Annotated in this window: 17 protein-coding genes; 11 read left to right on the forward strand and 6 right to left on the reverse strand. The window is 67.3% G+C overall.

The features are described 5' to 3' along the window. Positions 1-40 precede the first annotated feature (40 nt). The 5 genes from QE452_RS06430 (at position 41) to tyrS (ending at position 3,898) form a co-directional block, all read left to right on the forward strand. The gene (locus QE452_RS06430) at positions 41-949 is read left to right on the forward strand and encodes a LysR family transcriptional regulator (protein ID WP_309659041.1); all 909 of its coding nucleotides are present in this window, start codon (positions 41-43) and stop codon (positions 947-949) included. A gap of 116 nt (positions 950-1,065) precedes the next feature. Next, positions 1,066-1,770, forward strand: a complete 705-nt coding sequence (locus QE452_RS06435; RefSeq protein ID WP_309659040.1) for a helix-turn-helix domain-containing protein — start codon at positions 1,066-1,068, stop codon at positions 1,768-1,770. Between the two features lie 136 nt (positions 1,771-1,906). Then, positions 1,907-2,092: a hypothetical protein gene (locus QE452_RS06440; RefSeq protein ID WP_309659039.1), complete on the forward strand. Its 186-nt coding sequence runs from the start codon at positions 1,907-1,909 to the stop codon at positions 2,090-2,092. 59 nt (positions 2,093-2,151) lie between these two features. Further along, on the forward strand, positions 2,152-2,607 hold the full coding sequence (locus QE452_RS06445; RefSeq protein ID WP_309659038.1) for a BLUF domain-containing protein: 456 nt from the start codon (positions 2,152-2,154) through the stop codon (positions 2,605-2,607). Positions 2,608-2,674: 67 nt separating this feature from the next. Continuing rightward, a complete protein-coding gene (tyrS, locus tag QE452_RS06450; RefSeq protein WP_309659037.1) occupies positions 2,675-3,898 on the forward strand; it encodes a tyrosine--tRNA ligase in 1,224 nt (407 codons plus the stop codon). A gap of 104 nt (positions 3,899-4,002) precedes the next feature. Here tyrS and QE452_RS06455 read toward each other — a convergent pair whose 3' ends face one another. Both QE452_RS06455 and QE452_RS06460 read right to left on the reverse strand, forming a co-directional pair. Beyond that, complete coding sequence (locus tag QE452_RS06455) at positions 4,003-6,429, reverse strand: TonB-dependent receptor (RefSeq protein WP_309659036.1); 2,427 nt, start codon at positions 6,427-6,429, stop codon at positions 4,003-4,005. A 192-nt stretch (positions 6,430-6,621) separates the two neighbouring features. Then, positions 6,622-7,344: a TetR/AcrR family transcriptional regulator gene (locus QE452_RS06460; protein ID WP_309729757.1), complete on the reverse strand. Its 723-nt coding sequence runs from the start codon at positions 7,342-7,344 to the stop codon at positions 6,622-6,624. A gap of 31 nt (positions 7,345-7,375) precedes the next feature. Between QE452_RS06460 and QE452_RS06465 the strand changes: the two genes are divergently transcribed. Genes QE452_RS06465 through QE452_RS06475 form a run of 3 tightly spaced genes read left to right on the forward strand, consistent with a single transcriptional unit; the run spans position 7,376 to position 13,229 of the window. After that, positions 7,376-8,542: an efflux RND transporter periplasmic adaptor subunit gene (locus QE452_RS06465; protein WP_309659034.1), complete on the forward strand. Its 1,167-nt coding sequence runs from the start codon at positions 7,376-7,378 to the stop codon at positions 8,540-8,542. Positions 8,543-8,547: 5 nt separating this feature from the next. Further along, complete coding sequence (locus QE452_RS06470) at positions 8,548-11,733, forward strand: efflux RND transporter permease subunit (RefSeq protein ID WP_309659033.1); 3,186 nt, start codon at positions 8,548-8,550, stop codon at positions 11,731-11,733. Between the two features lie 8 nt (positions 11,734-11,741). Further along, positions 11,742-13,229, forward strand: coding sequence for an efflux transporter outer membrane subunit (locus QE452_RS06475; RefSeq protein WP_309659098.1), 1,488 nt, complete (start codon positions 11,742-11,744; stop codon positions 13,227-13,229). 36 nt (positions 13,230-13,265) lie between these two features. Here QE452_RS06475 and QE452_RS06480 read toward each other — a convergent pair whose 3' ends face one another. The 4 genes from QE452_RS06480 to QE452_RS06495 all read right to left on the reverse strand — a co-directional run bounded on the left by QE452_RS06480 (position 13,266) and on the right by QE452_RS06495 (position 21,773). After that, positions 13,266-16,412 (reverse strand): type II toxin-antitoxin system ParD family antitoxin, encoded by a 3,147-nt coding sequence (locus QE452_RS06480; protein ID WP_309659032.1) that lies wholly within the window; start codon positions 16,410-16,412, stop codon positions 13,266-13,268. A 63-nt stretch (positions 16,413-16,475) separates the two neighbouring features. Continuing rightward, on the reverse strand, positions 16,476-18,134 hold the full coding sequence (locus QE452_RS06485) for a Na+/H+ antiporter (RefSeq protein WP_309659031.1): 1,659 nt from the start codon (positions 18,132-18,134) through the stop codon (positions 16,476-16,478). A 155-nt stretch (positions 18,135-18,289) separates the two neighbouring features. Then, positions 18,290-20,428 carry a M3 family metallopeptidase gene (locus QE452_RS06490; RefSeq protein ID WP_309659030.1) on the reverse strand — a complete coding sequence of 713 codons (2,139 nt, stop codon included), beginning with the start codon at positions 20,426-20,428 and terminating at the stop codon, positions 18,290-18,292. A 64-nt stretch (positions 20,429-20,492) separates the two neighbouring features. Then, positions 20,493-21,773, reverse strand: coding sequence for a hypothetical protein (locus tag QE452_RS06495; protein WP_309659029.1), 1,281 nt, complete (start codon positions 21,771-21,773; stop codon positions 20,493-20,495). Between the two features lie 103 nt (positions 21,774-21,876). On the opposite strand from QE452_RS06495, the gene QE452_RS06500 reads away from it, so the two are divergent. The 3 genes from QE452_RS06500 to QE452_RS06510 all read left to right on the forward strand — a co-directional run bounded on the left by QE452_RS06500 (position 21,877) and on the right by QE452_RS06510 (position 24,611). Then, complete coding sequence (locus QE452_RS06500) at positions 21,877-22,974, forward strand: beta-propeller fold lactonase family protein (protein WP_309729762.1); 1,098 nt, start codon at positions 21,877-21,879, stop codon at positions 22,972-22,974. An 82-nt stretch (positions 22,975-23,056) separates the two neighbouring features. Next, positions 23,057-23,788, forward strand: coding sequence for a hypothetical protein (locus tag QE452_RS06505; RefSeq protein WP_309659027.1), 732 nt, complete (start codon positions 23,057-23,059; stop codon positions 23,786-23,788). After that, entirely contained in the window at positions 23,778-24,611 is an 834-nt protein-coding gene (locus tag QE452_RS06510) for a metallophosphoesterase family protein (RefSeq protein ID WP_309659026.1), read from the forward strand. The genes QE452_RS06505 and QE452_RS06510 overlap by 11 nt, the downstream gene beginning before the upstream one ends. Positions 24,612-24,637: the final 26 nt, after the last annotated feature.

Raw genomic sequence — 24,637 nt, forward strand, 5'->3', positions numbered from 1 at the left:
GCGACCTTGCCCGGCGGGTCGGCGATGCGCACATTGGCGCATGTCGACCCGCCGTTCCGATCTTGCCGACCTGACCTATTTCCTCGCCATCGCCCGGCATCGCAGCTTTCGTCTGGCCGGGATCGAAATGGGGGTCAGTGCTTCGGCGCTCAGCCATGCGTTGAAGGGCCTGGAGGCGCGGCTGGGCGTGCGTCTGCTCCATCGGACCAATCGCAGCGTCACGCTGACCGAGGCCGGCACCGCCCTCCGCGACGCCGTCACCGAGCCGTTCGCGCGGATCGACCAGGCGGTCGATGATCTCAACCGCTATCGCGACGCGCCGACTGGCCGGATCCGTCTGAACGTCCTGGCAGACGCGGCGTCGCTGCTGCTGGCGCCGGTGCTGCCGGTCTTCGCCGAACGCTATCCGGGTATCCAGGTTGATATCGCCGCGCGTGACCGGATGGTCGACGTGATCGACGGTGGATTCGATGCCGGCATCCGCCATGGTGGCACGGTGCCGGAGGATATGGTGGCGCAACGTCTGTCCGCCGACCTGCGCTGGATGGTGGTCGCGGCGCCGAGCTATATCGAGCGGCACGGCGCACCGCCTCACCCGGACGCCTTGCGGGACCATCATTGCCTGGGCGTCCGGCTGGGCGACGACCGCATCTATCGCTGGGAGTTCGAGGGACCGGAGGGCGAGTTCGCCGTCACGGTGCCTAGCCGCATCATCGTCGACGATGGCCGGGCGATGATCGCCCTGGCGCTGGCGGGGGTGGGTCTGATGTATGCCATGGAGCATAATGTCGCGCCCCATCTCGCATCGGGCGCGCTGGTGCCGGTGCTGGGCGAGTGGGCGACGACCGGTTCGGGCTATCACATCTATTATTCCAGCCGCCGGCAGGTGCCGACGGGTCTGCGCCTGCTGATCGATCTCATCCGCGAATGCCGTCCCCTGGGCCTGTGAGGCCTGCGTAAAAAACCGGCCTATCGATTTGAGTTAACACAGGTAATTGCAACTCGCAGGGCAAGCGGCACGTATCGGGACAGGTAAACCATATTGTCACGATCGGTGGATGGATGATGGACGGCACGACACACCTGACCCGATTGATCCGCCGGCTGGAACGCTTTGCGCCGTTGCCGACCGCCGATCGCCACGCCATCCTGGCCTTGCCGGTGCAGATCGAACGGATCGGTCGTGGCCGCCGCCTGATCGACGAGGGGCAGCAGGATCACCCGTTCCTCCAACTGCACAGTGGCTATGCCTGCCGCTACGGCCTGTTGTCCGACGGGCAGCGGCAGATCACCGGCGTATATGTCGCCGGTGATCTGATCGGCCTGCGGAGCGGCGACGTCCCCGCGGCTTCGCAAACGGTCTCGACCCTGTCGGATGCGGATGTGGCCAAGATCCCCCATGCGGCGATCATGGCCTTGGCGGAGGACCGAGTGGCGATCGCCCGTGCCTTGTGGAACGAGACGATCCTCGACGCGAATGCCGCCTGTGACTGGATCGTCAGCCTGGGTCGGCGAGACGCGCGCGGCCGGGTGCTCGCGCTGCTCCAGGATCTGACCATCCGCAGCCGCGAGGCGGGCCTGACGATCCGGGACTCGCTGATGCTGCCCCTGACCCAGGAGGAGATCGGCGATGCGACTGGTCTGACCTCGGTCCATGTCAACCGTACGCTAATGGCATTGCAGGCGGAGGGGATGATCGATCGGATCGGCCGCCGCGTAACCTTGCTGACCGGCCGGGCGGCGGCTGCGGCGCCAGCGCTGTCAGCCTGATCTGGCTGGCCGCGGTAAAGCATAAGGGTCGTCGATCGGAATATCCGGGAGCGACGGCGAGCCCCGAACGTTGCAGGATAACCTTGGGTTTCGGGCGAACCCATCGACCTCGGAATGCCGCCCGGCGGGAACCCGCATGTTCGTCGACTTCAAGGATCAGCCCCCGCCCCCGCCCTGGCAGCCTCCACGTCGCTCCCGTAGGCTGAGCCGCCGGGAACAGGATGTTCTGGGCGGCATCATCGGCATCAATCTTCTTTTGTTGTTGCTGGCGCCGATCGGCGGCGCGACATTGATCTCGGCCGTGGTGGCACTCTTCAGGTGAAGACCGGAAGCAACGGAAACGGTGCCATTCGTGCTTGAAGACACCAAGTCTTTCTGGTGATGTCCGGCATCGAAGGGGCGTGGGTGTCAAGAATGGAAGATGCAGCGCCGGGACAGCTTTCGCGAGTGGTCTATATCAGCCGGGCGCGTACGGGATCGCGGCAGTCCGACATCGCCAGCCTGCTCGCACAATGCGACCGCAACAATCCTGCCGAGGACCTTTCCGGATTGCTGCTCGCCGATCCGACCAGCTATCTCCAGGCATTGGAAGGTCCGGTGGAAGCGGTCGCCCGGCGAATGGCGCTGATCCGCACCGATCGACGCCATTCCCATATCGCCATCATCGCCGAGGGGCTGATCCCTGCCCGACAATTCGGTCATTGGGCGATGATCCATCGCGACCAGACCGCCATGTCGCCCGAAGCCTTCAGCCGGCAGGTCGCGGTGGACGTGGCGGCCGTCGACGACATCGCGCTCAAGGCCGTTTTCCTGGGCTTTGCGCGAATGACGGTCTGAGCCGCCTGTCCCGTTTCATTCCGGTCGCGATAGTGACGAGCGCGCCTGCGCTTGCTAACCGGCGCCCATGTCCTACCAGTCCGACCTTCTGACCGTCCTGTCGCAGCGCGGCTATATCCACCAAATGACCGACGCGGCCGCGCTCGATGCTCTGGCCGCCAAGGGCACGGTGCCGGGCTATATCGGCTTCGACCCGACGGCCCCGTCGCTGCATGTCGGCAGCCTGGTGCAGATCATGCTGCTGCGCCGGATGCAGCAGACCGGGCACAAGCCGATCGTGCTGATGGGCGGCGGCACCGGCAAGATCGGCGACCCGAGCTTCAAGGACGAGGCGCGCAAGCTGTTGGGTGAGGACGGCATCCGCGCCAACGTCGCTTCGATCCGCCGCATCTTCGAACGCTTCCTGACCTTTGGCGACGGCCCCACCGATGCGGTGATGGTCGACAATGCCGACTGGCTCGACAAGCTGGAATATATCCCCTTCCTGCGCGATGTCGGCCAGCATTTCTCGGTCAACCGGATGCTGTCCTTCGACTCGGTCAAGCTGCGGCTGGATCGCGAGCAGTCGCTCAGCTTCCTCGAATTCAATTACATGATCCTCCAGGCCTATGATTTCCTGGAGCTGTCGCGCCGTGCCGGCTGTCGCTTGCAGATGGGCGGGTCGGACCAGTGGGGCAATATCGTCAACGGCATAGAACTTGCCCGCCGGATGGACGGGACCGAGGTGTTCGGCGTCACCACGCCGCTGATCACCACGGCCGATGGCGGCAAGATGGGCAAGACCATGTCGGGCGCGGTGTGGCTGCACGAGGACCAGTTGCCGCATTTCGATTATTGGCAATTTTGGCGCAATACCGATGATCGTGATGTCGGCCGCTTCCTGCGCCTGTTCACCGACCTGCCGCTCGACGACATCCGCCGACTGGAAGCGCTGCCCGGCGCGGAGATCAACGAGGCCAAGAAGATCCTGGCCAATGAAGCGACCGCCATGTGCCGCGGCCCCGCCGCCGCCGAGGAGGCGGCCGAGACGGCACGCCGGACCTTCGAGGAAGGCCGGGGCGGCGACTCGCTCCCCCGTTTCGCGGTCGATGGACCGGTCGCGCTGGTCGATGCGCTGGTCGGCCTGGGCTTCGCCAAGTCGAAGGGCGAGGCGCGACGGCTGATCGCCGGGGGCGGCGCGCGCGTCGATGGCGAGAAGGTCGCGGACGAGGCGGCGATGCTGACTGTCGGCGACGCGCCGCTGCGCCTCTCCGCCGGCAAGAAGCATCACGGGCTGCTCATCCGCAGCTGAACCCACTCAGATCTGGCGACAAAAAAGGGGCCGGCACCGATAATGGTGCCGGCCCCTTTTGGCTGTGCCAGTCGGCCGGTGGTCGCCCACCGGCCATGCCGGGATCAGAAGCGCACGTTCGCTTCCAGGCCGATCGTCCGGGGCGGGTTGAAGTTGGCATAGTCGCCCAGCGTCTTCGCATTGGCGGCCGAGCGACGATAGATGAAGCTGTTGTTGAGCAGGTTGCGGCTCCACAGCGACACGGTCATCGTCGTGCCTGCCCCCGTCAGCGGAATGTCCGCCAGCGCGATACGGCCGTTCATCACGAAGCTCTTGTCGGTGCGCGTCGTCTCATTCTGGAAGCTGTAGACCGGATCGGCATAATTGCCATCCAGGTGGAAGCGCAGCTTGGCGTCCGAGCCCGTCAGCGGCGTCTCGTAATCGACATAGGCCGAGGCGGCGTTGCGCGGCGTGAACACCACGAAGACCTGGGTCGGCGCATTGTTCAGGAACGGGTTCGGCGTCGCCGGCACCTTGGTATAGGTATAGGCGTAGCTGGCGCCGACCGTCATCCCCTCGACCGGGTTGGTCGTGACGTCCGCCTCGATCCCGCGGATCTTGGAAGTGCCCGGCGCATTGCGGGTTTCCTCGGTATGCAGGTTGTAGGTCGGGCTCGACGGATTGGTGTCGACATTGTCGAAGTCGATCTGCGTGCCCGTCCGGTCCATGATGTATCCGGCCAGGTTCAGGCGGACGCGCTTGTCGAACAGGTCCATCTTCGACCCGATCTCGTAGGACTTGACCGCTTCGGGGCCGAAGGCGGTGAAGGTCTGCGAGCGGGCATTGGCGCCGCCGGCGCGGTAGCCGGTCGCGTATTTGGCATAGAGGTGGATCGCATCGGTAGCGTCGAACGCCGCCGTCACCATCGGATCGAACCGGTTGTTGTTGAAGGTGAAGGGGAAGTTGGTCGACTTGCCCTGCACCAGGAACAGCGTGCCGTTGCGCTTGTCGCGGGTATAACGGCCGCCCACCGTCAGATGGAAGGCATCGAAGCCCGCCGGCGTATAGGTGCCCTGCGCGAAGGCCGCATAGCTATAGGCGCGCGCGAAGCTGCCGCGCTGGAAGAAGAAGGAGCCCGGTGCCCAGCCCTGATTGTTCGACGTGATGGTGCCGAGCGCGACCTGCGACAGGATGGTGTAGCCGGTGCCGTCCCCATTCCACTGGTTGGTCGAGGGCGTCGCCGCTGTCTCGCGGGCGTTTTCAGTGAAATAATAGAGGCCGGCGACATAGTCGAACTGGGGCAGGCTACCGACCGCCTGGAACTCCTGGCTGAACTGATGCTGCTGCATGAACGACAGGCTGTAACGGCTGAACTTGCTGTTCGGCAGGAACACGGTGCGATGCGCGCCGCCCGAATTGTCCCACTGGTCGGTGGTGACGCCGCGCCAGGCGGTGATCGAGCGCAGTTCGAGGTTCGGCGTGACCTGATAGTTGAGCTTGGTCGAGAAACCATGCGTCTGATCGACGCTGAGCTGCTGCGGCACGCCGATATCGGCGTGCTTCATGCGGGTGTCGCCCGATACGACGACCAGCGGCGACAGTGGCGCGATGGTGCCGGCGGGCAGCTTGCCGCCATTGGCGGAAATCTGCGCCAGGGTCGCGACCGGCAGGCCGGTCGGGTTGTAGTTGACCAGCTGGCTGTAGAAGGGCGTGTTCTGGTCCTTCGCCTGGTCGTAGGAAAGCTCGACCGAGAAACCGTCGACCGGCTTCCACAGCGCCGCCGCATGGCCGCCGACGCGGTTGAAATAGCCCCAGCCGGCCGACCCCGGCAGCGGGTTGGTGACAAAGGCATTCTGGTGCTGGAGCACGCCGTCCAGCTTGACCGAGATATTGTGATATTCCGGCAGGTTCAGGTGGACCGCGCTGTTATAGGCGCCATAGTTGCCGATGCCGGCGGTCAGCGACGCGCCGAACTTGCCGGTCGGCCGCGCGGTGACAATCGACAGCGCGCCACCCTCGGTGTTGCGGCCGAACAGCGTGCCCTGCGGCCCGCGCAGCACCTCGACGCGCTGGATGTCGAACAATGCCGCGTTCAGGCCCTGCGAACGGCCGAGATAGACGCCGTCGATATAGACGCCGACGCCGGTATCGCGCGCGGTCTGGTTCTGGTCGAACGGCACGATGCCGCGAATACCGATGGTCAGCGCGGACTGGCGCGCCTCGAAGGTGGCGACGCGCAAGCTCGGCACGGTGCCGTCCGCCAGGTCGAGCAGGCTCTGGACATGCCGATCCTTGAGCGCTTCGGTGCCGAGCACCGATATGGCGATCGGCGTCTTCTGCAGGTTGGTTTCCCGCTTGGTGGCGGTGACGACGATCTCACCCAGCCCCTGGTCCGCGGGCGGCGCTTCCCCGGCCACCGGCGTCGTCGCTGGATCGGCACTGGCGACCGGTGCGCTGGCGGGCACCGTACCGGCCCAGGCCGGCGTCGTCGCGATCAGGCTGAGCGCCGCGCCGGCCAACAGCCGCGTCCGGCTGACCGTTACCATCGTCATTATCGTCATTCCCCACTCGTTCGGCTTGTGCCTCTGGAGTGGCCGATAGGCGGGGGCTGTGGCGGCTGTGTTTCGCTTTTGTGAAGGCGGGGGACTTTCTCGCTTCACCTTCGAGTCATGTTGGGAGCAGGGCGCAACGAACCCGGTCGGCCTGTTAGACGCACCATGTTGCGGCGCTATGTCATCACAGCATCATAGCGCAGATCCGCCGGCCATCACCCCGTCCTGTCGCAGACTGTCCAGCGTCGCGTCGACGATTCCGCCGATCCGCCGCGATATCACCGCCCAGTCCCGCGCGGGATCGATGACACGCCGGATCATCATGCCCATGCCCAGCACCATGATCAGGTCGCTGAGCGCCTCCCGCTCGCTCGCCGGGCTGGCTGGCGCGAGCGCCTCCAACGCGGCCGCCAGGCACTGACGCATCCGGCAATCGATCCGTCGGTGGATTTCGGCGATGCGCGGGTTGCGCCCGACCTCCGCCAGGATTTCCGTGAACATCCGGCATTCCTCGACCGTGTCGTCGATCGAGACGAACCGGTCGACCCAGGCGCGGATCGCGAGCGCGTCCTTGCTCTCCACCGCGACACGCAACGATGCTTCGTCCAGGAAGTCGGCGATATCGACCTCAGCCATCGCCGCGATGATATCCTCCTTGCTGGCGAAGTCGCGATAGATCTGGCCGACCTTGATGCCCGACGCGGCGGCGATCTGCGCCACGCCGGTCTGGTGAAAGCCATGTTCCACGAAGAGCGCACGGCTGACGTCCAGCAGGTGCCGCCGCCGTTCGTCAACCCGACTTGCACGCTTCGCATTACCGCATTGCAACAAATTCAATCGCCTGGCCTTCGTGACGGGTTGCCAACGACCCCGACCGGGGATTAGAGGCACCCGTAAATGTGAGTGATCGATCACTCACACATAACCGGGGATCGCGGTCGACGCCATGAAAAATATCGCTCCTGTATTGGGATTTACCCTGTTTCTCGCGGCCTGCGGGCAAGCCCAGCAGCAGCCACAACAGGCGGGGCCACCGCAAGTAGCCTACGTCACCGTGGCGGAGAAGCCGGTGACGCTCAGCAGCGAGCTGCCGGGCCGCACCAGCGCCTATGAAACCTCGGACGTCCGCCCGCAGGTCAATGGCCTGGTGCTCGCGCGCCTGTTCCAGGAAGGCGACATGGTCCGCCAGGGCCAGCCGCTCTACCGTATCGATTCGTCCCCCTATGAGGCGCAGGTCGCCAGCGCGCGCGCCGCGCTGACCCGCGCGCGTGCCGCGATCGCGTCGTCCAATGCGCTGGCCCGTCGCTATGGCGAGCTGGTCAAGATCAACGCCATCTCGCGTCAGGATTTCGAGAACGCGACGACCTCGGCGCAGCAGGCGCAGGCGGATGTCGCCGCCCAGGCCGCCGCCCTCCGCACCGCGCAGATCGATCTCGGCCGCACCACGGTGAAGGCGCCGATCACCGGCCGGATCGGCCGCTCGACCTTCACCACCGGCGCGCTCGTCACCGCCGCCCAGACCGAACCGCTCTCGGTCATCCAGCGGCTCGACCCCATCTATGTCGACATCCAGCAGTCGAGCGCCGACCTGCTGAAGCTGCGCCAGCAGATCCTGGCCGGGCAGGTATCCCGCGACAGGGCCGATGCGCGGGTACGCCTGAAGCTGGAGGACGGCACCAGCTATGGTCCCGAGGGCACGCTGAAGTTCACCGATGTGACGGTCGACCCCGCGACCGGCAGCCAGACGATCCGCGCCGTCTTCCCGAACCCGCGCGGCCTGTTGCTGCCGGGCATGTTCGTCCGCGCCGAGCTGGTCGAGGGCACGCGGTCGAACGCGATCCTGGTGCCGCAGCGTGCGGTGACGCGTGACGAGAAGGGCCAGCCGGTGGTCATGGTGGTCGGCAATGACGGCAAGCTCCAGCCGCGCGTCCTCACGGCGCCGCGCACGGTCGGCCAGGACTGGCTGGTCACTGCCGGGCTGAAGCCGGGCGACAAGGTGGTGGTCGAAGGCGCGCAGAACCTCCAGCCCGGCACGCCGGTGAAGGCGGTGCCCTTCTCCGAAAAGGCTCAGCCCGCCCAGGGCCAGCCCCCCGCTCAGGCACAGGCGAAGTAAGCCCCATGTCCCGCTATTTCATCGACCGGCCCATCTTTGCATGGGTCATCGCGCTCATCCTGATGCTGGCCGGCGTGCTGGCGATCCGCAGCCTGCCGATCGCCCAGTTCCCGACCATCGCCCCGCCGGCCGTTTCCGTCACCGCCACCTATCCGGGCGCGGACGCGGAGACGTTGGAGCGGACCACGACGCAGATCATCGAGCAGCAGCTCAAGGGCATCGACCATCTGCGCTATTTCACGTCCTCCTCCTCCTCGGCGGGGACGGTGACGATCACCCTCACCTTCGAACAGGGCACCGATCCCGACATCGCGCAGGTGCAGGTGCAGAACAAGCTGCAGGCGGCGACCTCGCTGCTGCCGCAGGAGGTGCAGCGCCAGGGGCTGCAGGTCGCCAAATCATCCGCCAACTTCCTGCTGATCATCGGCCTCTATTCGACCGATGGCAGCCATTCGGGCAGCGATCTGTCCGACTATGTCGTGTCGCGGCTCCAGGACCCGATCAGCCGGGTCAACGGCGTCGGTGAATTGCAGGTGTTCGGCGCGCAATATGCGATGCGCATCTGGGTCGATCCGATCAAGCTTAACAGCTACCAGCTGACGATCGCCGATGTGACGGCGGCGGTGGAGGCGCAGAACACGCAGGTCTCCGCCGGCCAGCTGGGCGCGCAGCCCGCGCCCAAGGAGCAGATGCTCAACGCCACCGTGTCGGTCCAGTCCCGCCTCCAGACGCCCGAGCAGTTCGGCAACATCCGCCTGAAGAGCAGCGCGGGCGGTGCGATCGTGCGCCTGCGTGATGTCGCGCGGGTCGAGCTGGGCGCGGAGAATTACGGCTTCGACCTGCAATATAACGGCCGCCCCGCCTCGGGCTTCGGCGTCAAGCTGGCACCCGGCGCCAATGCGCTGACCACGGTCGAGCTGGTCAAGCAGCGGGTCGCGGAAATCTCCAAGACCTTCCCGGCCGACGTCAAGGTCGTCTACCCCTATGACACCACGCCTTTCGTCCGCCTGTCGGTCGAGCAGGTCGTGCACACGCTGATCGAGGCCGTCGTCCTCGTCTTCCTCGTCATGTTCCTGTTCCTCCAGAACTGGCGCGCGACGGTGATCCCGACGATCGCGGTGCCGGTGGTGCTGCTCGGCACCTTCGCGGTGATGGCGGTCGCCGGTTACTCGATCAACACGCTGACGCTGTTCGGCATGGTGCTGGCCATCGGCCTGCTGGTCGACGACGCGATCGTCGTAGTCGAGAATGTCGAGCGCCTGATCCAGACCGAGGGGCTGAGCCCCAAGGAGGCGGCGCGCAAGTCGATGGACGAGATCACCAGCGCGCTGGTCGGCATCGGCCTGGTGCTGTCGGCGGTGTTCCTGCCCATGGCCTTCTTCGGCGGGTCGACGGGCGTCATCTATCGCCAGTTCTCGATCACCATCGTATCGGCCATGGTGCTGTCGATCGCGGTCGCGCTGATCCTGACCCCGGCGCTCTGCGCCACCATCCTCAAGCCGCACGACCCGACCAAGCATGAGGGGCATGGCCCCCTCGCCCGCTTCTTCCGTTGGTTCAACGCGACCTTCGATCGCGGCACGCACAAGTATGAGGGCGGCGTGACCCGCACCGCGCGCAACTGGAAGCGTTCGGCACTGCTCTATCTGCTGATCGCGCTGGTGATGGGCGTGATGTTCTGGCGGCTGCCTTCGGGCTTCCTGCCGGACGAGGATCAGGGCACGGTGATCGCGCTGGTCCAGGGCCCATCGGGAGCGACCACCGCGCGTACCGACAAGGGGCTGGCGCTGGTCCGCGACCATTTCCTGAACGCCGAGAAGGCGAATGTCGCGGGCGTGTTCACGATCAGTGGCTTCTCCTTCGCCGGCCAGGGCCAGAATGCCGGTCTCGCCTTCATCAACCTGAAGCCGTGGGATGACCGCTCCGGCGCGGCGAACGGGGCGCAGGCGATCGCCGGTCGCGCCATGGGGCCCTTCTCGCAGTTCCACGACGCGATGATCTTCGCGCTGGTGCCGCCGGCGGTGCAGGAACTGGGCAACGCGACCGGCTTCGACCTCCAACTTGTCGATACCGGCGGGATCGGACATGAGAAGCTGCTGATGGCCCGCAACATGATGCTGGGCATGTCGATGCAGGACAAGAGCGTGACGCAGGTCCGCCCGCTCAGCCTGGACGACGCGCCACAGCTCAAGGTCAATATCGACGAGGACAAGGCGCGGGCGCTGGGGCTCGACCTGGCGACGGTGAACTCGACCATCGCCACGGCCTGGGGCGGTGCCTATGTCAACGACTTCATCGATCGCGGCCGGGTGAAGCGCGTCTATATCCAGGCGGACCAGCCCTATCGCCTGGCGCCGGACGATATCGGCGACTTCTACGTCCGCGGCGACAGCGGCGCGATGGCCCCCTATACGGCCTTCTCGACGCTGAGCTGGGCCCAGGCGCCGGTGCAGCTGACCCGCTACAACGGCCAGCCGGCGATGGAGCTTCAGGGCGCCCCCGCCCCCGGCGTCAGCACCGGCGACGCGATGGCGGCGATGGAGGCGATCCATGCCAAGCTGCCGCCGGGCACCGCGCTGGAATGGACCGGCCTGTCCTATGAGGAGCGGCTGTCGGGCGGGCAGGCCCCCACGCTCTATGCGCTGTCGCTGCTGATCGTGTTCCTCTGCCTCGCGGCGCTCTATGAGAGCTGGTCGGTGCCGATCGCGGTCATGCTGGTCGTGCCGCTGGGCGTGGTCGGTGCGCTGCTCGCGGCGTTGCTGACCGGGTTGAACAACGACATCTATCTGCAGGTCGGCCTGATCACCACGATCGGCGTGTCGGCGAAGAACGCGATCCTGATCGTCGAGTTCGCCGAGGAACGGGTGCGCGAGGGCTGGCCCGCCTTCGACGCGGCGGTGGAGGCGGCCAAGCTGCGCCTCCGCCCGATCCTGATGACCAGCCTAGCCTTCGTGTTCGGTGTGCTGCCGCTGGCGATATCGACGGGCGCGGGTGCCGGTGGGCAGAATGCGATCGGCCGCGCGGTGGTCGGCGGCATGATTTCGGCCACGGTCCTCGCGATCTTCTTCGTGCCGATGTTCTTCGTCGTGGTCAGCCGGCTGTTCAAGCATGGCCAGACCGATCGTCGCCATGAGGATCATGCCGACCACCCCAATTTGTCCGATCGCGGCGCGCAGCCGCAGGGAGCGTGATCGTGAAGATGAAGATGCTGGCCGCCCTGCTGGCGGCGACGACGACGCTCGCCGGGTGCAATCTCGCACCCACCTATGTCCGTCCCGACGGCGCGGTGCCCGCCACCCTGCCGCAGGGCGGACCCTATCCCGCCGCATCCACCGACGCGCCGGATGTCAGCGCGATCGGCTGGCGCGACTTCTTCACCGACCCGCGCCTGCGGTCGGTGATCGAGCTGGGCCTGGCCAATAACCGCAATCTCCGCGTCGCGGCGGCGAACGTGCTGCAGGCGCGGGCGCAATACCGGGTGCAGCGTTCGGACCTGGTGCCCTCGACCAGTCTCAGCGGCACGGGCACCTATACCAACAACATCTTCGGCGCGGCCGGAGCGGCCAGCGGTGGCGGCACCGGTACGGGTACTGGCACGGGCGGCGGCAACAGCGGCGGCGGAACGGGCGGCGGTGTCACCACCGGTGGTGGCTCGACGAATATCGAGGCCTATTCGGTCACCGCCGGCTTCTCGCAGTTCGAGCTCGACCTGTTCGGCCGCATCCGCAACCTGACCCGCGCCGCGCAGGAGCAGGTGCTGGCATCGGAGGAAGCGCAGCGTTCGACCCGCATCAGCCTGATTGCGGAGATCGCCAGCGCCTGGCTGACCATGGCCTCCGACCAGGAGCAGCTCCGCCTGTCGCAAAGCACGCTGGGTACGTTCAAGCAGACGCTGGACCTGACGACCGCGCAGTTCCGCGTCGGCGTCGGGTCCGAGCTGGAAGTCCGGCAGGCGGAAACCAACTATCAGTCGGCGCGCAACGACATCGCCGCGCTCCGGACCCAGATCGCGCAGGACCAGAATGCGCTCAACCTGCTGGTCGGCACCACCGTCGCCGCCGACCTGCTGCCGGGCGATTTGGGCACGGCGAACTACACGCTCGACTCGCTGCCGTCGAACCTCTCCTCGGCGGCGCTGCTCCGCCGACCCGACGTGCTCCAGGCCGAGCATCAGTTGATCGCGCAGAACGCCAATATCGGCGCGGCGCGGGCGGCCTTCTTCCCCAGCATCTCGCTGACCGCGACGCTGGGGACGATCAGCACGGCGCTGTCCGGACTGTTTGCCGGAGGCAGCTTCACCTATACCGGCACGCCCGCCGTCTCCTTGCCGCTGTTCGACGCGGGGCGGCGCAAGGGCAATCTGGACTATGCTCGCGCCTCCGAACAGGCGGCGGCCGCCACCTATGAGCAGACGATCCAGACCGCCTTTCGCGAGGTCGCCGACGCGTTGGCGCAACGCGGCACGATCGGCGAGCAGGTCGCCGCGCAAACCGCTCGGGCTGCGGCCGCGCGTGGCGCGGCCCGCCTGTCGGACGCGCGGTTCCGGGCCGGAGTGGACTCGTTCCTGACGACGCTCGACGCGCAGCGGACCGCCTATGCCGCCGAACAGAGCCTGGTGACGACGCGCCTGACCCGCGCCAGCAATCTGGTCACGCTCTATCGCACGCTCGGTGGCGGCCTGAACTGAACCGAACCGGCGGGGCGAACGGATCGCCCCGCCGCATCACGCCTCGCCTTCCAGTTGCCGGGTCTTCGCGGGGCCCATGGCAATCAGCTCCAGCAAGCGGCCAGCCCCATAGGGCTTGGCCAGCACCGCCGCATTGTCGATCGTACCGACCGCCGACGGATCGCCGGTCGCGAATATGATCCGCGCCAGGGGATGGAGCGCGCGGGTCCGCTCGGCGAGGATCGGTCCCGACGCCCCCGGCAGGTTGACGTCGGTCACCAGGATATCGACCGGCACGGTCTGGATCGCCGCCATCGCCTCCTCGGCGCTGCCCGCCTCGACCACGACATAGCCGGCATCCTCCAGGATTTCTGCCGTGTTCGCGCGGATCAGCGCGTCGTCCTCGACCAGCAGCAGCGTCGCACGGACCGTGACCGGGGCCGGCGGCATGGCGATCTCCAGCTCGGGTTCCGGCACCACTGACGGGGCCGATGGAGCCGGGACCGGTGCCGGCCGGACGCCCGCCATCCGCCGCTGGCCCTGATTGGCCAGGACGTGGCGGACCTTCCGTGCCAGCGCCTCACGCGTATAGGGCTTGGACAGCAGCTCGACGCCCGCGTCCAGCTTGCCGCCATGGACGATCGAATTCTCCGTATAGCCGGAGGTGAACAGCACCGCGATCTCCGGCAGCCGCTCACGGGCTTTGCGCGCCAGCTCGGGGCTCTTGAGCGTGCCCGGCATCACCACGTCGGTAAAGAGCAGGTCGATCGGCATCCCGCTCTCGACGATCGCCAGCGCGCTCGCCGCGTCCACCGCCTTCAGCACCCGGTAGCCCAGGTCGGATAGCAGTTCGACCACCGTCGCCCGCACCTCGGCATCGTCCTCGACCACCAGCACCGTCTCGGTGCCGCCGGTGACCGGCCCGGTATCGGTCGCGACCTCGACATCCTCGCTCTCATAGGCGCGCGGCAGATAGAGCTTGATCGTCGTCCCCTCCCCCACCTCCGAATAGATCTTCACATGGCCGCCGGATTGCTTGACGAAGCCATAGACCATCGACAAGCCCAGGCCCGATCCCTTGCCCTCCGCCTTGGTGGAGAAGAAGGGTTCGAACACCTTCTCGATGATCTCGGGCGACATGCCGCTGCCGGTGTCGCTAACCGCCAGCATCACATATTGGCCCGCCGTCACCTCGTCATGCGTGCGGGCATAATCGTCGTCGAGATGCGCATTGGCCATCTCGATCGTCAGCTTGCCCTGCCCGTCCATCGCGTCGCGGGCGTTGATCGCCAGGTTGAGCAGCGCATTCTCGATCTGCGCCGGATCGATGAAGCTGTTCCACAGGCCGCCGGCGACGATCGTCTCGACCTCGATCCCCTCGCCGATCGCGCGGCGCAGCATGTCGTCCATGCCCCGGACGAAGCGGCTGGGATTGACGACCTTGGGCTCCAGCGCCTGGCGCCGGCCGAAGGCCAGCAGCTGCGACGCCAGCCGCGCCCCGCGCGAGACGCCGCCCATCGCGTTGGCGACGCGCTGCTCCGCGCGGTGGTTGCCCGCCACATCCTTGGCGAGCAGCTGAAGATTGCCGGACACGACCTGGAGCAGGTTGTTGAAGTCGTGCGCCACGCCCCCGGTCAGCTTGCCGACCGTTTCCATCTTCTGCGACTGGGCGAGCTTGGCCTCGGCCGCGCGACGGCTCTCGATCTCGGCGATGACGCGCGCTTCCAGCGTCTCGTTCAATTGGCGGAGCTGATCCTCGGCGCGCTCGCGGTGGCGGACCTGTCGGGCAAGTGCCTCGGCATGGTCGCGCAGCGCTGCTTCGGCCGCCCGCTGATGCGAGATATCGGTGTGGACGCCGACCCATTCGTTGATCTCGCCGCGATCGTCGAAGGTCGGCAGCGCCCGGACGGCGAAGGTCCGCCAGGTGCCGCAATGCCGCCGGACGCGATGCTCGTGGACGAACATCGTCTTGCCGGCGACGGCCGCGTTCCAGGCGTCGACCGTCGCCGCCGCATCGTCCGGGTGGACGGCCTTGGACCAGCCGAAGCCGGCATAATCCTCCAGCGATTGTCCGGTCAGCGCGGACCAGCCCGGCTGCTCGCCGATCATCCGGCCATCGGCGCTGTTGGTCCAGAGCACCCCGTGCACTGCATCCATCGCCGCCCGGAAGCGGCCGTTGCTGGCGACCAGTTCCTCCTCGTGCCGCATTCGCTCCTCGATGTCGAAGACCAGCACGTGGAAGCCGGAAACGCTGCCATCCGCCTCGGTCCGGGGCAGGTAGCGGACATTGGCGCGGCGCGGAACACCCTGGCTGTCGCGCAGGACCGAGTCCGTCTCGATCGTCTCGCCCGCCAGTGCGCGGCGCATCAGCGCCTCGCGCTCGGCGAAATTGGCCTCGCCGATCACGTCGCGCGCATGGCGCCCGACCACCTGCTGCGGCGTCAGGCCGAACCAGTTGACGTAATAGCGATTGGCGAACCGGAAGATCAGATCGCGATCGACGAAGGAGATCAGCACCGGCAGCGCGTCGGTGACGGTGCGCAGTTCCGCCTCGCTCACCGCGCTGCGCCGTTCGGCGGCAACGCGAGCGCTGTTGTCGACACAGGTGCACATGACCCCGCCGACATCCCCGTCGTCGTCATAGACCGGCGTGTAGAACAGATCGAGGATGATGGTCTCCGCCTGCCCGTTCCGGTGCAGCGTCAGCGGCTGGTCGCGATAGGAGAGAAGCTCGCCCCGCATCGCCGAGGCGAGCATCTCGCGGTTCCATTCCCGGATTTCCGGCCATACCTGCGCCGTGCGACCGCCCAGCGCCTCGGGATGCTTGCCGCCGGCGATGGCGCCATAGGCATCGTTGTAGAGCAGGATATGCTCCGGCCCCCACATCAGTGCCTTGGCCACGGGCGAGTTGACGACGTTTCCGATCGTGGTGCGCAGGGTCGGCGACCAGCGTTCGATCGGACCCAGGGGCGTTGCCGACCAGTCCCGCTGCCGGATCAACGCGCCGCAATGGCCGCCCCCCTTCAGCCAGTCACCGGCGGGTACGTCGGCCGCCGGGGAGGATGCCGGCGTGTCGCGCAGCGAACGCAGCGCGGCACGCACCACCTCGCTGGCATTGCAATAATTGCCCGAGGCGATGCAGTCACCGATGAATGTTTCGAGCTCGGGGCTGAGCGAAACGTTGCGAGTCTGGCGGCCAGTCATGCCAATTCGGATGCAAAGCTTGCGGCCCTGTGTCAACCTTTGCCAACGCCTTGTAATTATTGGCTAGGCACTCGTCCCGAACCGGGTCAGTCGGGCATCCACCAGGTCGAGTTCGCGACCCAGTTGTTCCGCGACGCCGGTGGTGATCTCGCGACGATGCGCCAGGTTGAAGATCGCGCGCCGCTCCGCACGGATCGCCGCCAGCCGCATCTCACGCTCCAGCCGCTCATCGGCCTTGGCGGCGATCTTGCTGTCGTCGTCATCCGCCAGCGCGTCGAGGCGCTCGCGATACTGGTCCATCAGCCGGCCGGCGACATCGACGAAGCGGTCGGCATCGTCGCGCCCATCGGCCATGCGATGCTGGACGCGCTCAAGCTCGGCGATCGCCGCCTTCGCACCGGCCCGGCGGGCCCTGGCGCGTTCCGCCTCCACGCCCTGATCGGCCGGCAGGCGTAGGTTGCGCAACAGCAGCGGCAGCCCGATCGCCGCGATCATCAGCGACGACAGGATCACGCCCGATGCCAGGAAGATCGCGAGATCGCGGGCCGGAAACTCGCGGCCATCGGTCATGGTGAGCGGTAGGGTGAGCGCACCCGCCAGCGTGATCGCGCCGCGCGCGCCGGCGGTGGTCATGGCCGCGATCACCCGGCGCGGCGGGCTGGTCTTCTCCGCGTCGCCCTGCCGCCAGCGAGAGCGATAGACGGTGAATTGCAGCGACACCCACACCCAGCCGAAGCGCAGCGCACACAGGCCGGCGACGATCGCCAGCACGTACAGGCCCAGCCACCAGACGCTCTGATGCCCGGTCGCCGCCACCGTATCGCGGGCGCGCGCCACCACATCGGGCAATTGTTCGCCCAGCAGCACGAAGATCACCCCGTTCAGCGTGAATTGCAGCATGTCCCACACCGCGCGGCGCCGGATCCGCGTCGCCGCCGCCACCCCGGTCGAGACATTGGTGAAGGTCATGGTGATGCCCGCCGCCGCCGCCGCCAGCACGCCCGAGGCATGGAGATGCTCCGCCCCCAGATAGGCGGCGAAGGGGATCAACAGGCTGACCAGGATGTTCGACCCGACATCGTCGCCGAAGCGGCGCGAGAAGGCGCTCTTGGCGCTGACGATGCCCCAGGCCAGCCCGGCGCCGATCGCGACACCCGCCACCGCCATCCAGGCGAAGGTCGTCGCCGCCGTCCAGATGGAGAAGGACCCGGTCAGCGCCGCCGCGATCGCGAAGCGCAGGCAAACCAAGCCGGACGCGTCGTTCAGCAACGACTCCCCCTCCAGGATGTGCATCATCCTGGGCGGGATCGTCACCTTCTGCGCCACCGCCGACACCGCGATCGGGTCGGTCGGCGACACCACCGCCGCCAGGGCGAAGGCGACCGCCAGCGGCATGGCCGGGATCAGCCAATGGATGAACAGCCCCATGCCGAGCACGGTGAGGAAGACGAGGCCCAGCGCCAAGCCCAGGATCGCACCGCGATCCTTGAACAGCGCTTCCTTCGGGATGCGCCAGCCGTCCAGGAACAGCAGCGGCGGAACAAGCAGCAGCAGAAACAACTCGGGGTCGAGTTCGACCCGCACATGCGCGACCATGCCGATCGCGGCGCCCAGAGCGATCTGGACGATGGGCCGGGGCAAGGCGGAGGGGAGTATTCGCGAAACGATGCCACTCACCACCACGGCGACCAGCAGGAACAGGCACAGCGTCACGATCTCCAAACCGGTCGTCTCCTTCGTTCAATGGCTATGCTAGGCATACGTCATGCCCGGACCTGAGTTCCACCCCCAAGGTCCTTTATAGGCGAAAGGCCGCCGCACCGGCCTCAATGGAGCGGTGCGGCGGCCTTTTCAGAACCGTGATGGGGGCGCAGCCGTCAATTGGCGGTGCCGGCCAGGCCGCGATCCTCCAGCATCGGACCGATGTCCGGGTCCTTGCCGTAGAAGGCGCGGAACATGGGGCCGTAATCCTCGCTATGCCCCTTTGACAGGATCATGTCGCGGAAACGCTGGCCATTGGCGCGGGTCATGCCGCCATGCTTCTCGAACCAGGAATAGGCGTCGTCGTCGAGCATCTGCGTCCACAGATAGGCGTAATAGCCCGCCGCATAGCCATTCGCCCAGATGTGCAGGAAATAGCTGGAGCGATAGCGCGGCGGCACATCGGCGGTGTCGAGCCCCATCTCCGCCAGCGACTTGGCCTCGAACGCATCGACATCCTGCGGACCGGCGGAGGCGGGCAGCGAATGCCAGTCCTGATCGAGCATCGCCGAGGCGATCAGTTCGCCCAGCGCATAGCCCTGGTTGAACTTGGCCGCGTTCTTTACCTTGGTGACGAGGGCAGCCGGCATCGGCGCGCCGGTGCGATAGTCCTTGGCGTAATGCGCCAGCACCTTGGGATCGAGCGCCCAATGCTCGTTGAACTGCGACGGGAACTCCACCCAGTCGCGCGCGGTGTTGGTGCCCGATACGGTCGGATAGGTCTGGTTGGCGAACAGGCCGTGCAGCGCATGGCCGAATTCGTGGAACATCGTCGTCACATCGTCGAAGCTGATCAGCGCGGGCTGGCCCGGTGCCGGCTTGGTGAAGTTGGCGACGTTGTAGATCACCGGCTTGGTGCCGAGCAGCTTGGACTGCCCGACGAAGTTCGACATCCACGCGCCGCCATTCTTGTTGTCGCGCTTCCAATAGTCGAAATACATCACGCCCAGTTCGGACCCGTCCTGGTCATAGACGGTGAAGACGCGCACATCGGGTTGATAGACCGGCAGGTCCTTCCGCTCCTTGAAGGTCAGGCCGTAGAGCTGGTTGGCGGCGTAGAAGACGCCGTCCTGCAATACCCGGTTGATCTCGAAATAGGGCTTCACCTCATTCTCGTCGAGGTCGTACTTCGCCTTGCGAACCATCTCCGCATAGCGATCCCAGTCCCAGGGCTTGAGCGCGAAGTCGCCGCCATTGGCGGTGATGACCTTCTGGATCTCGGCCGCCTCGCGCTTCTGCTCGGCCGCCGTCGCCGGGATCAGCCGCTGCATGAACGCCTTGGCCGCCTGCGGCGTCTTGGCCATCTGGTCGTAGAGGACATAGGCGGCGAAGTTGGGATAGCCGAGCAGCTGCGCCTTCTGCGCGCGCAGGTCGGCGAGCTGGACGATGGTCGAGCGCGTGTCATTGACGTCGCCGCGCTCCGCCCGGGTCCAGCTCGCGTCGAACAGCGCCTGGCGGGTGGCGCGGTCGGTCAGCGACTGAAGCATCGGCTGCTGCGTGGTATTCTGGAGCGGCAGCAGGTACTTGCCCGTGAGCCCGCGCTCCTGCGCCGCCTGGCCCGCCGCCGCGATCTGGGCATCGTCCAGCCCGACCAGCCGCGCCTTGTCGTCGACCACCAGCGCGCCGCCCTTCGCCGCCGCCAGCAGCTTCTGCTGGAACGCCGTCTCCAGCGTCGACAGCTTGCCGTTCAGCACGCGCAGCTTGGCCTGGTCGGCGGCCGACAGCTTGGCGCCGGCATGGATGAAGTTGTTGTAGGTGATGTCGAGCACCTGCGCCTGCTCGGGCGTCAGCTTCAGCGCGGCGCGCCGGTCGTAGAGCGACTTGACCCGCGCGAAAAGGCGCGGGTTGAGGAAGATCGAGTCCGAATGCGCCGCCAGCTTGGGGGCGACCGCTTCCTGCACCTTGTCCAGCGTCGGGTTGGTGTTGGCGCCGACCACGGCCGAAAAGGCCTGGGCCGCGCGGTCGAGGATACGGCCGGACCGCTCCATCGCGACGATCGTGTTGTCGAAGGTCGGCGCGGCGGGATCATTGGCGATCCGCGTCATCTCCGCCGCCTGTTCGGCGATGCCGCGCTCGATCGCGGGCTGGTAGTCGCTGTCCTGGATGCGGTCGAAGCGCGGGGCCTGGAACGGCAGGTCGCTCTGGACGGTCAGCGGGTTGACGCGCGCCGACTGGGCGTCCGCCGCGGCGGCAGTGATGCACGCCGCGAGCAGGCAGGCGGCGGCACAGGAACGGAGAAGCAGCGAGCGCGTCATGAAGGTCCTTGTTCGCTAGGAAATTCGGCAGGATAGGCTCAGGCCGTCATCAACATCGGCCGGTTCATCTCTGCCCGGTCTCGGGCGATGGGGCAATGCTGGTGACAGAATTTACCATCGGCGAGGGTGCGCCGAGCAGCGCCCAGCCGGTCGGCAGATAGTCGGTCGACATGTAGAAGTAGAAGGCGCAGGTGCCGTCGCGGCGATAGCTGCCGCCCTTGACGATGCCATAGGCCCGCGTGCCGCTGAACACCGGCGCGCCGCTGTCGCCCGCGCGGCAATTGGGGCCGGCGACCGTCACCCAGCTCGGCAGGCAGGCGCCGCCGCACAGGTCGCCGGCGGGCGCGAAATCGGTCAGCTCCACCGACGCGCAACTATAGCCGGTCCGCTCGCCCCGATGGCAGACATAGTCGCCCGCGCGCGTGCCCGCCAGCGACCGTGCATCGCGAACCGTCCGTGCCACCGTCTTGCGCGTATCGGCGAAGAAGAGCGGCGCGAGCGGCTCGGCGCTGACATTGACCTGCACGTCCTGATAGCCCCAGCCCCATTGCCCGACAAAGGCGAGCGGCTGGCGCTGTCCCTCGCCATCGACATAGTCCAGTTCGTCCGGGCAATGCGCGGCGGTGGCGATGCCGGTCCGCTGGCCATCGGTCACGACGAAGCCGGTCGTGCAGGCATAGCGCCGCCCGTCCGCCGGATCGACGCCGACGACGCGCGCGCCGCCCTCCGCCGCCGTGTCGAGCGAGGGCCGCTCGACGGTGCGCAGCCGGACCGGCGCGCCGAGGAGCGCCGCGAGCCGTATGCGAAGCGGCTGCACGCCCTCCCGCGCGATGTCGCTGTCGCCGACCACCGCGACGATCGTGCCGGTGCGCTGGTCGACGCCGAAAGCGGGCGGGCGCAGCAGCGAGGCGCGGATTTCAGCCTGATGCAGCCGGATCGACTCCGCCATCTGCGCACGGGTCGCCGCCGCGCCGGTGTAGAAGCGGATCAGGACGACCGATCCGGCCGCCGTGACGAAGCGGTCCGTCACCGGCGCATCGCCCGTCAGCAGGACGTCAATGGCAAAGTCCGGCCCCGGCGCCACGGCGATGCCGGCCAGCCGGTCGGCGAACTCGCGCTCGATCGCATCCGTCGTCGCCAACGTCTCGTCCTGTGCCCGGAGGTGACGCATCGCCACGTCGAGCGGCAGGTGGAACGCCGTGGCATATTCGCCCGCATCCTGCGCTAGCGCCTCCTCGGGCGACTGGATGCGCGGAGTCTCGGCCGCGCGCACCCCTGCCACCGCGCCACCGCCCATCATCATCGCCAGCCCAATCGCGGCCGGCCGGAACCATCGCCTGTCCATTCGTCCCCTTTTCTGACACGGAAATTCCGAACCGGTGGTGAACCGCCCTTGCACTTGCGCGGCAGCGCGGCAAATGTCGCCCCATGTGCTTTAGGATCCAATCATGTCGGGGATGATGCTCACGCGTCGCTCGGCGCTTGCCGGCATCGCCGCCGGTCTCGCCGCGCCCGCATGGGGCCGCGTTCCATTCGGAACGACGCTGGTCGCCGGCACCTATACCAATGAAGGCGGAGCGGGCCTCTATCCGTTGACGCTGCGGACGGGGGCCAAGCCCTGGACGGTCGGCGCGGCCAATAACCGCATCGCCAATGCCTCCTTCGCCGTGCGAAGCCGCGCGGGACGCTGGTATGCCGTCGACGAGGCGGAGAATTGGCTTGGCGTCTATGCCCCCGACTGGTCGCGGATCACGCTGGCGGCCAGCGGTGGCGCCGCCCCCTGCCATGTTGCGCTCGACCCGACCGAACGGCGACTGGCGGTGGCGAACTACAGCAGCGGTACGGTCGCGCTCTATCGGCTCGACGCCGATGGCCGGCCGGACGGCGTGCAGATGCTGCTCCATCATGGCCACGGCCCCGACACGGCGCGCCAGGCCGGACCCCATGCCCATTGGGTCGGCTTTACCGGCGACGGACGCTGGTTGCATTCGGTCGACCTGGGCGCGGACGCGATTTTCGCTACCCCGATCGATCCGGCGACGGGCATGGCCGGCACGACCGCGATCGCCTGGCAGGCACCGCCCGGCACCGGCCCGCGCCACTTGGTGCGCCATCCGCGCCTGCCGCGCGCCTATCTGGTCAGCGAATTGTCGAACCAGCTATTCACGCTCGCAGCGGAAGCGGAGGGGCGGTTCACCACGCTCGGCGCCCAATCGATCCGGGCGGCTGGCGCACAAGGGGCGGCCTATGGCGCGCACATCGCGATCGATGCGGCCGGGCGTCGCCTCTATGTGTCGGTGCGGGGCGACAACAGCCTCGCCGTCTTCGCGCTCGACGATCGCGGCACGCCGACGTTGCTCCAGCATATCGCGTCCGGCGGCATCTGGCCGCGCCAGTTCCTGCTGTTGGAGCAGGAACGCCGGTTGCTCGTCGCCAATGAACGCTCCGGCAATGTCGCCGCGTTCGACCTGATGGCCGATGGACGGCTGCGGGCGACGGGGGCGAGCGCGGCGGTGCCCGGCGTGGTGTTCCTGGCCCGTGCGTGAACTCAATCGCTGGCCGTTCGATACAGCATCCGTTCACGGGCAGGATGCTGATATGATACCGGATTTTCGCAAAGGACACGCCATGGCCCGGCCGGGTGACCCGCGGGACATCTCGCCCGATCTGGAACGTATCTTCGGCGCGCAGGCCAATGGCGGCGGCCAGACCGGCACCGGCCACTCGATCGTCCCGACCGGCAAGCCCGTCACCCGGTCACGCTGGCTGATCGGGCTGGTGCCGGTTGCCGCTCTCGGCTCGATCGCCTTCTTCCTGACCGAGGCACAGGTCGCGCAGCGGCCCGTGCCCCATGCCGTCACCGGCGCGAAGGCGGCTATCACCTCCGCCCCGCCCCCGGTCGCCTTCACGGCGGTCGCCCCCGCCGCTCCAATGGCGACGCCCCCTTCCGACGGCGGCTTCGCACCGGCCGAGACGCCCGCCCCTGGCCCCGCGCCGACTTCCGTCGGTCAGCGTATCGCACGGGTCGCTGCCGCTCCGGCGCGCGCGGGTGCAGCCGACACTTCGCCGGCGCGTCCGTCCTGGCTGGCGACGGGCGACCTGTCGTCCAACTGTCGTCCGGGCAGCAACGAGGACGCGTGCATCTATCGTGACGTGCGCGACGCCGACCGCCGCCTGGTCCAGGTCTATCGTCAGGCCGTCCGCGCCGGCGTGCCGCGCGAGACGCTGGTCCGCACGACCAAGGCCTGGAACCGCGCGCTCGACCGATCGCTCGACGATCCCGACGGCACGATCCGCCGCTACGACGCGCTCGCCGACGAACTCCACGCTGCTACCCAGGTCGCGCTTCGTGACCGCTGAACCGGTGTCGCTTCCAGCGGTGACCGAGGAGGATCGGAACCACCGCACCAAGAGACGGATCGACGGCCAGCTCGTCTATGCGGTCGGCGACATCCATGGCCGCTACGACCTGCTGCTCATTCTGCTGGAACAGATCGCCCGGGACGCCAGGCGCCACGAGGTCGTCGGGCGACGCCCCCTGCTGATCTTCTGCGGCGACTATGTCGATCGTGGACCGGATTCCGCCAAGGTCCTGTCCACCATCGCCTGGATGCGGGCCGGCACCGCCTTCGAGACACGGTGCCTGAAGGGCAATCACGAGCAGATGATGCTCACCTATATCGAGCAGCCGCCCGCCGCCGCCGGTTGGCTGCGCGTCGGGGGTGCGGAGACGCTGGCCTCCTATGGCATCACCGCGCCCGCCTGGGATGCCGTGCCGGAGGAGCATTATCGCGCGCGGGACCAGTTGCTCGACGCCATGTCGGCGCGCCACCTGCGCCTGCTCCAGACGCTGGAGACGCTGCTGCTGATCGGCGACTATGCCTTCGCCCATGCCGGGGTGCGGCCGGGCGTTTCGCTCCACCGCCAGCTGGAGCGCGACCTGCTCTGGATTCGTGACGATTTCCTGAATGCTCGGCGCGGCTTCAAGAAGATGATCGTCCACGGCCATAGCTGGGATTCGGACGAGCCGTTCTTCGGGGCGAACCGCATCGGCGTCGACACCGGCGCCTATCGCACCGGCGTGTTGACGGCGGCACGGATCATGGACGGGGAAATAGGCTATTTGCAGGCGCATGGATCGGAAGGTCCGGAGTCGTATGAAGCCGGCCATGGGGATCACTGAGCGAAGTGGATCAAGCCATCCCTTGG

The sequence above is a fragment of the Sphingomonas sp. SORGH_AS_0438 genome, from assembly GCF_031453475.1.
Classification (GTDB): Bacteria; Pseudomonadota; Alphaproteobacteria; order Sphingomonadales; family Sphingomonadaceae; genus Sphingomonas.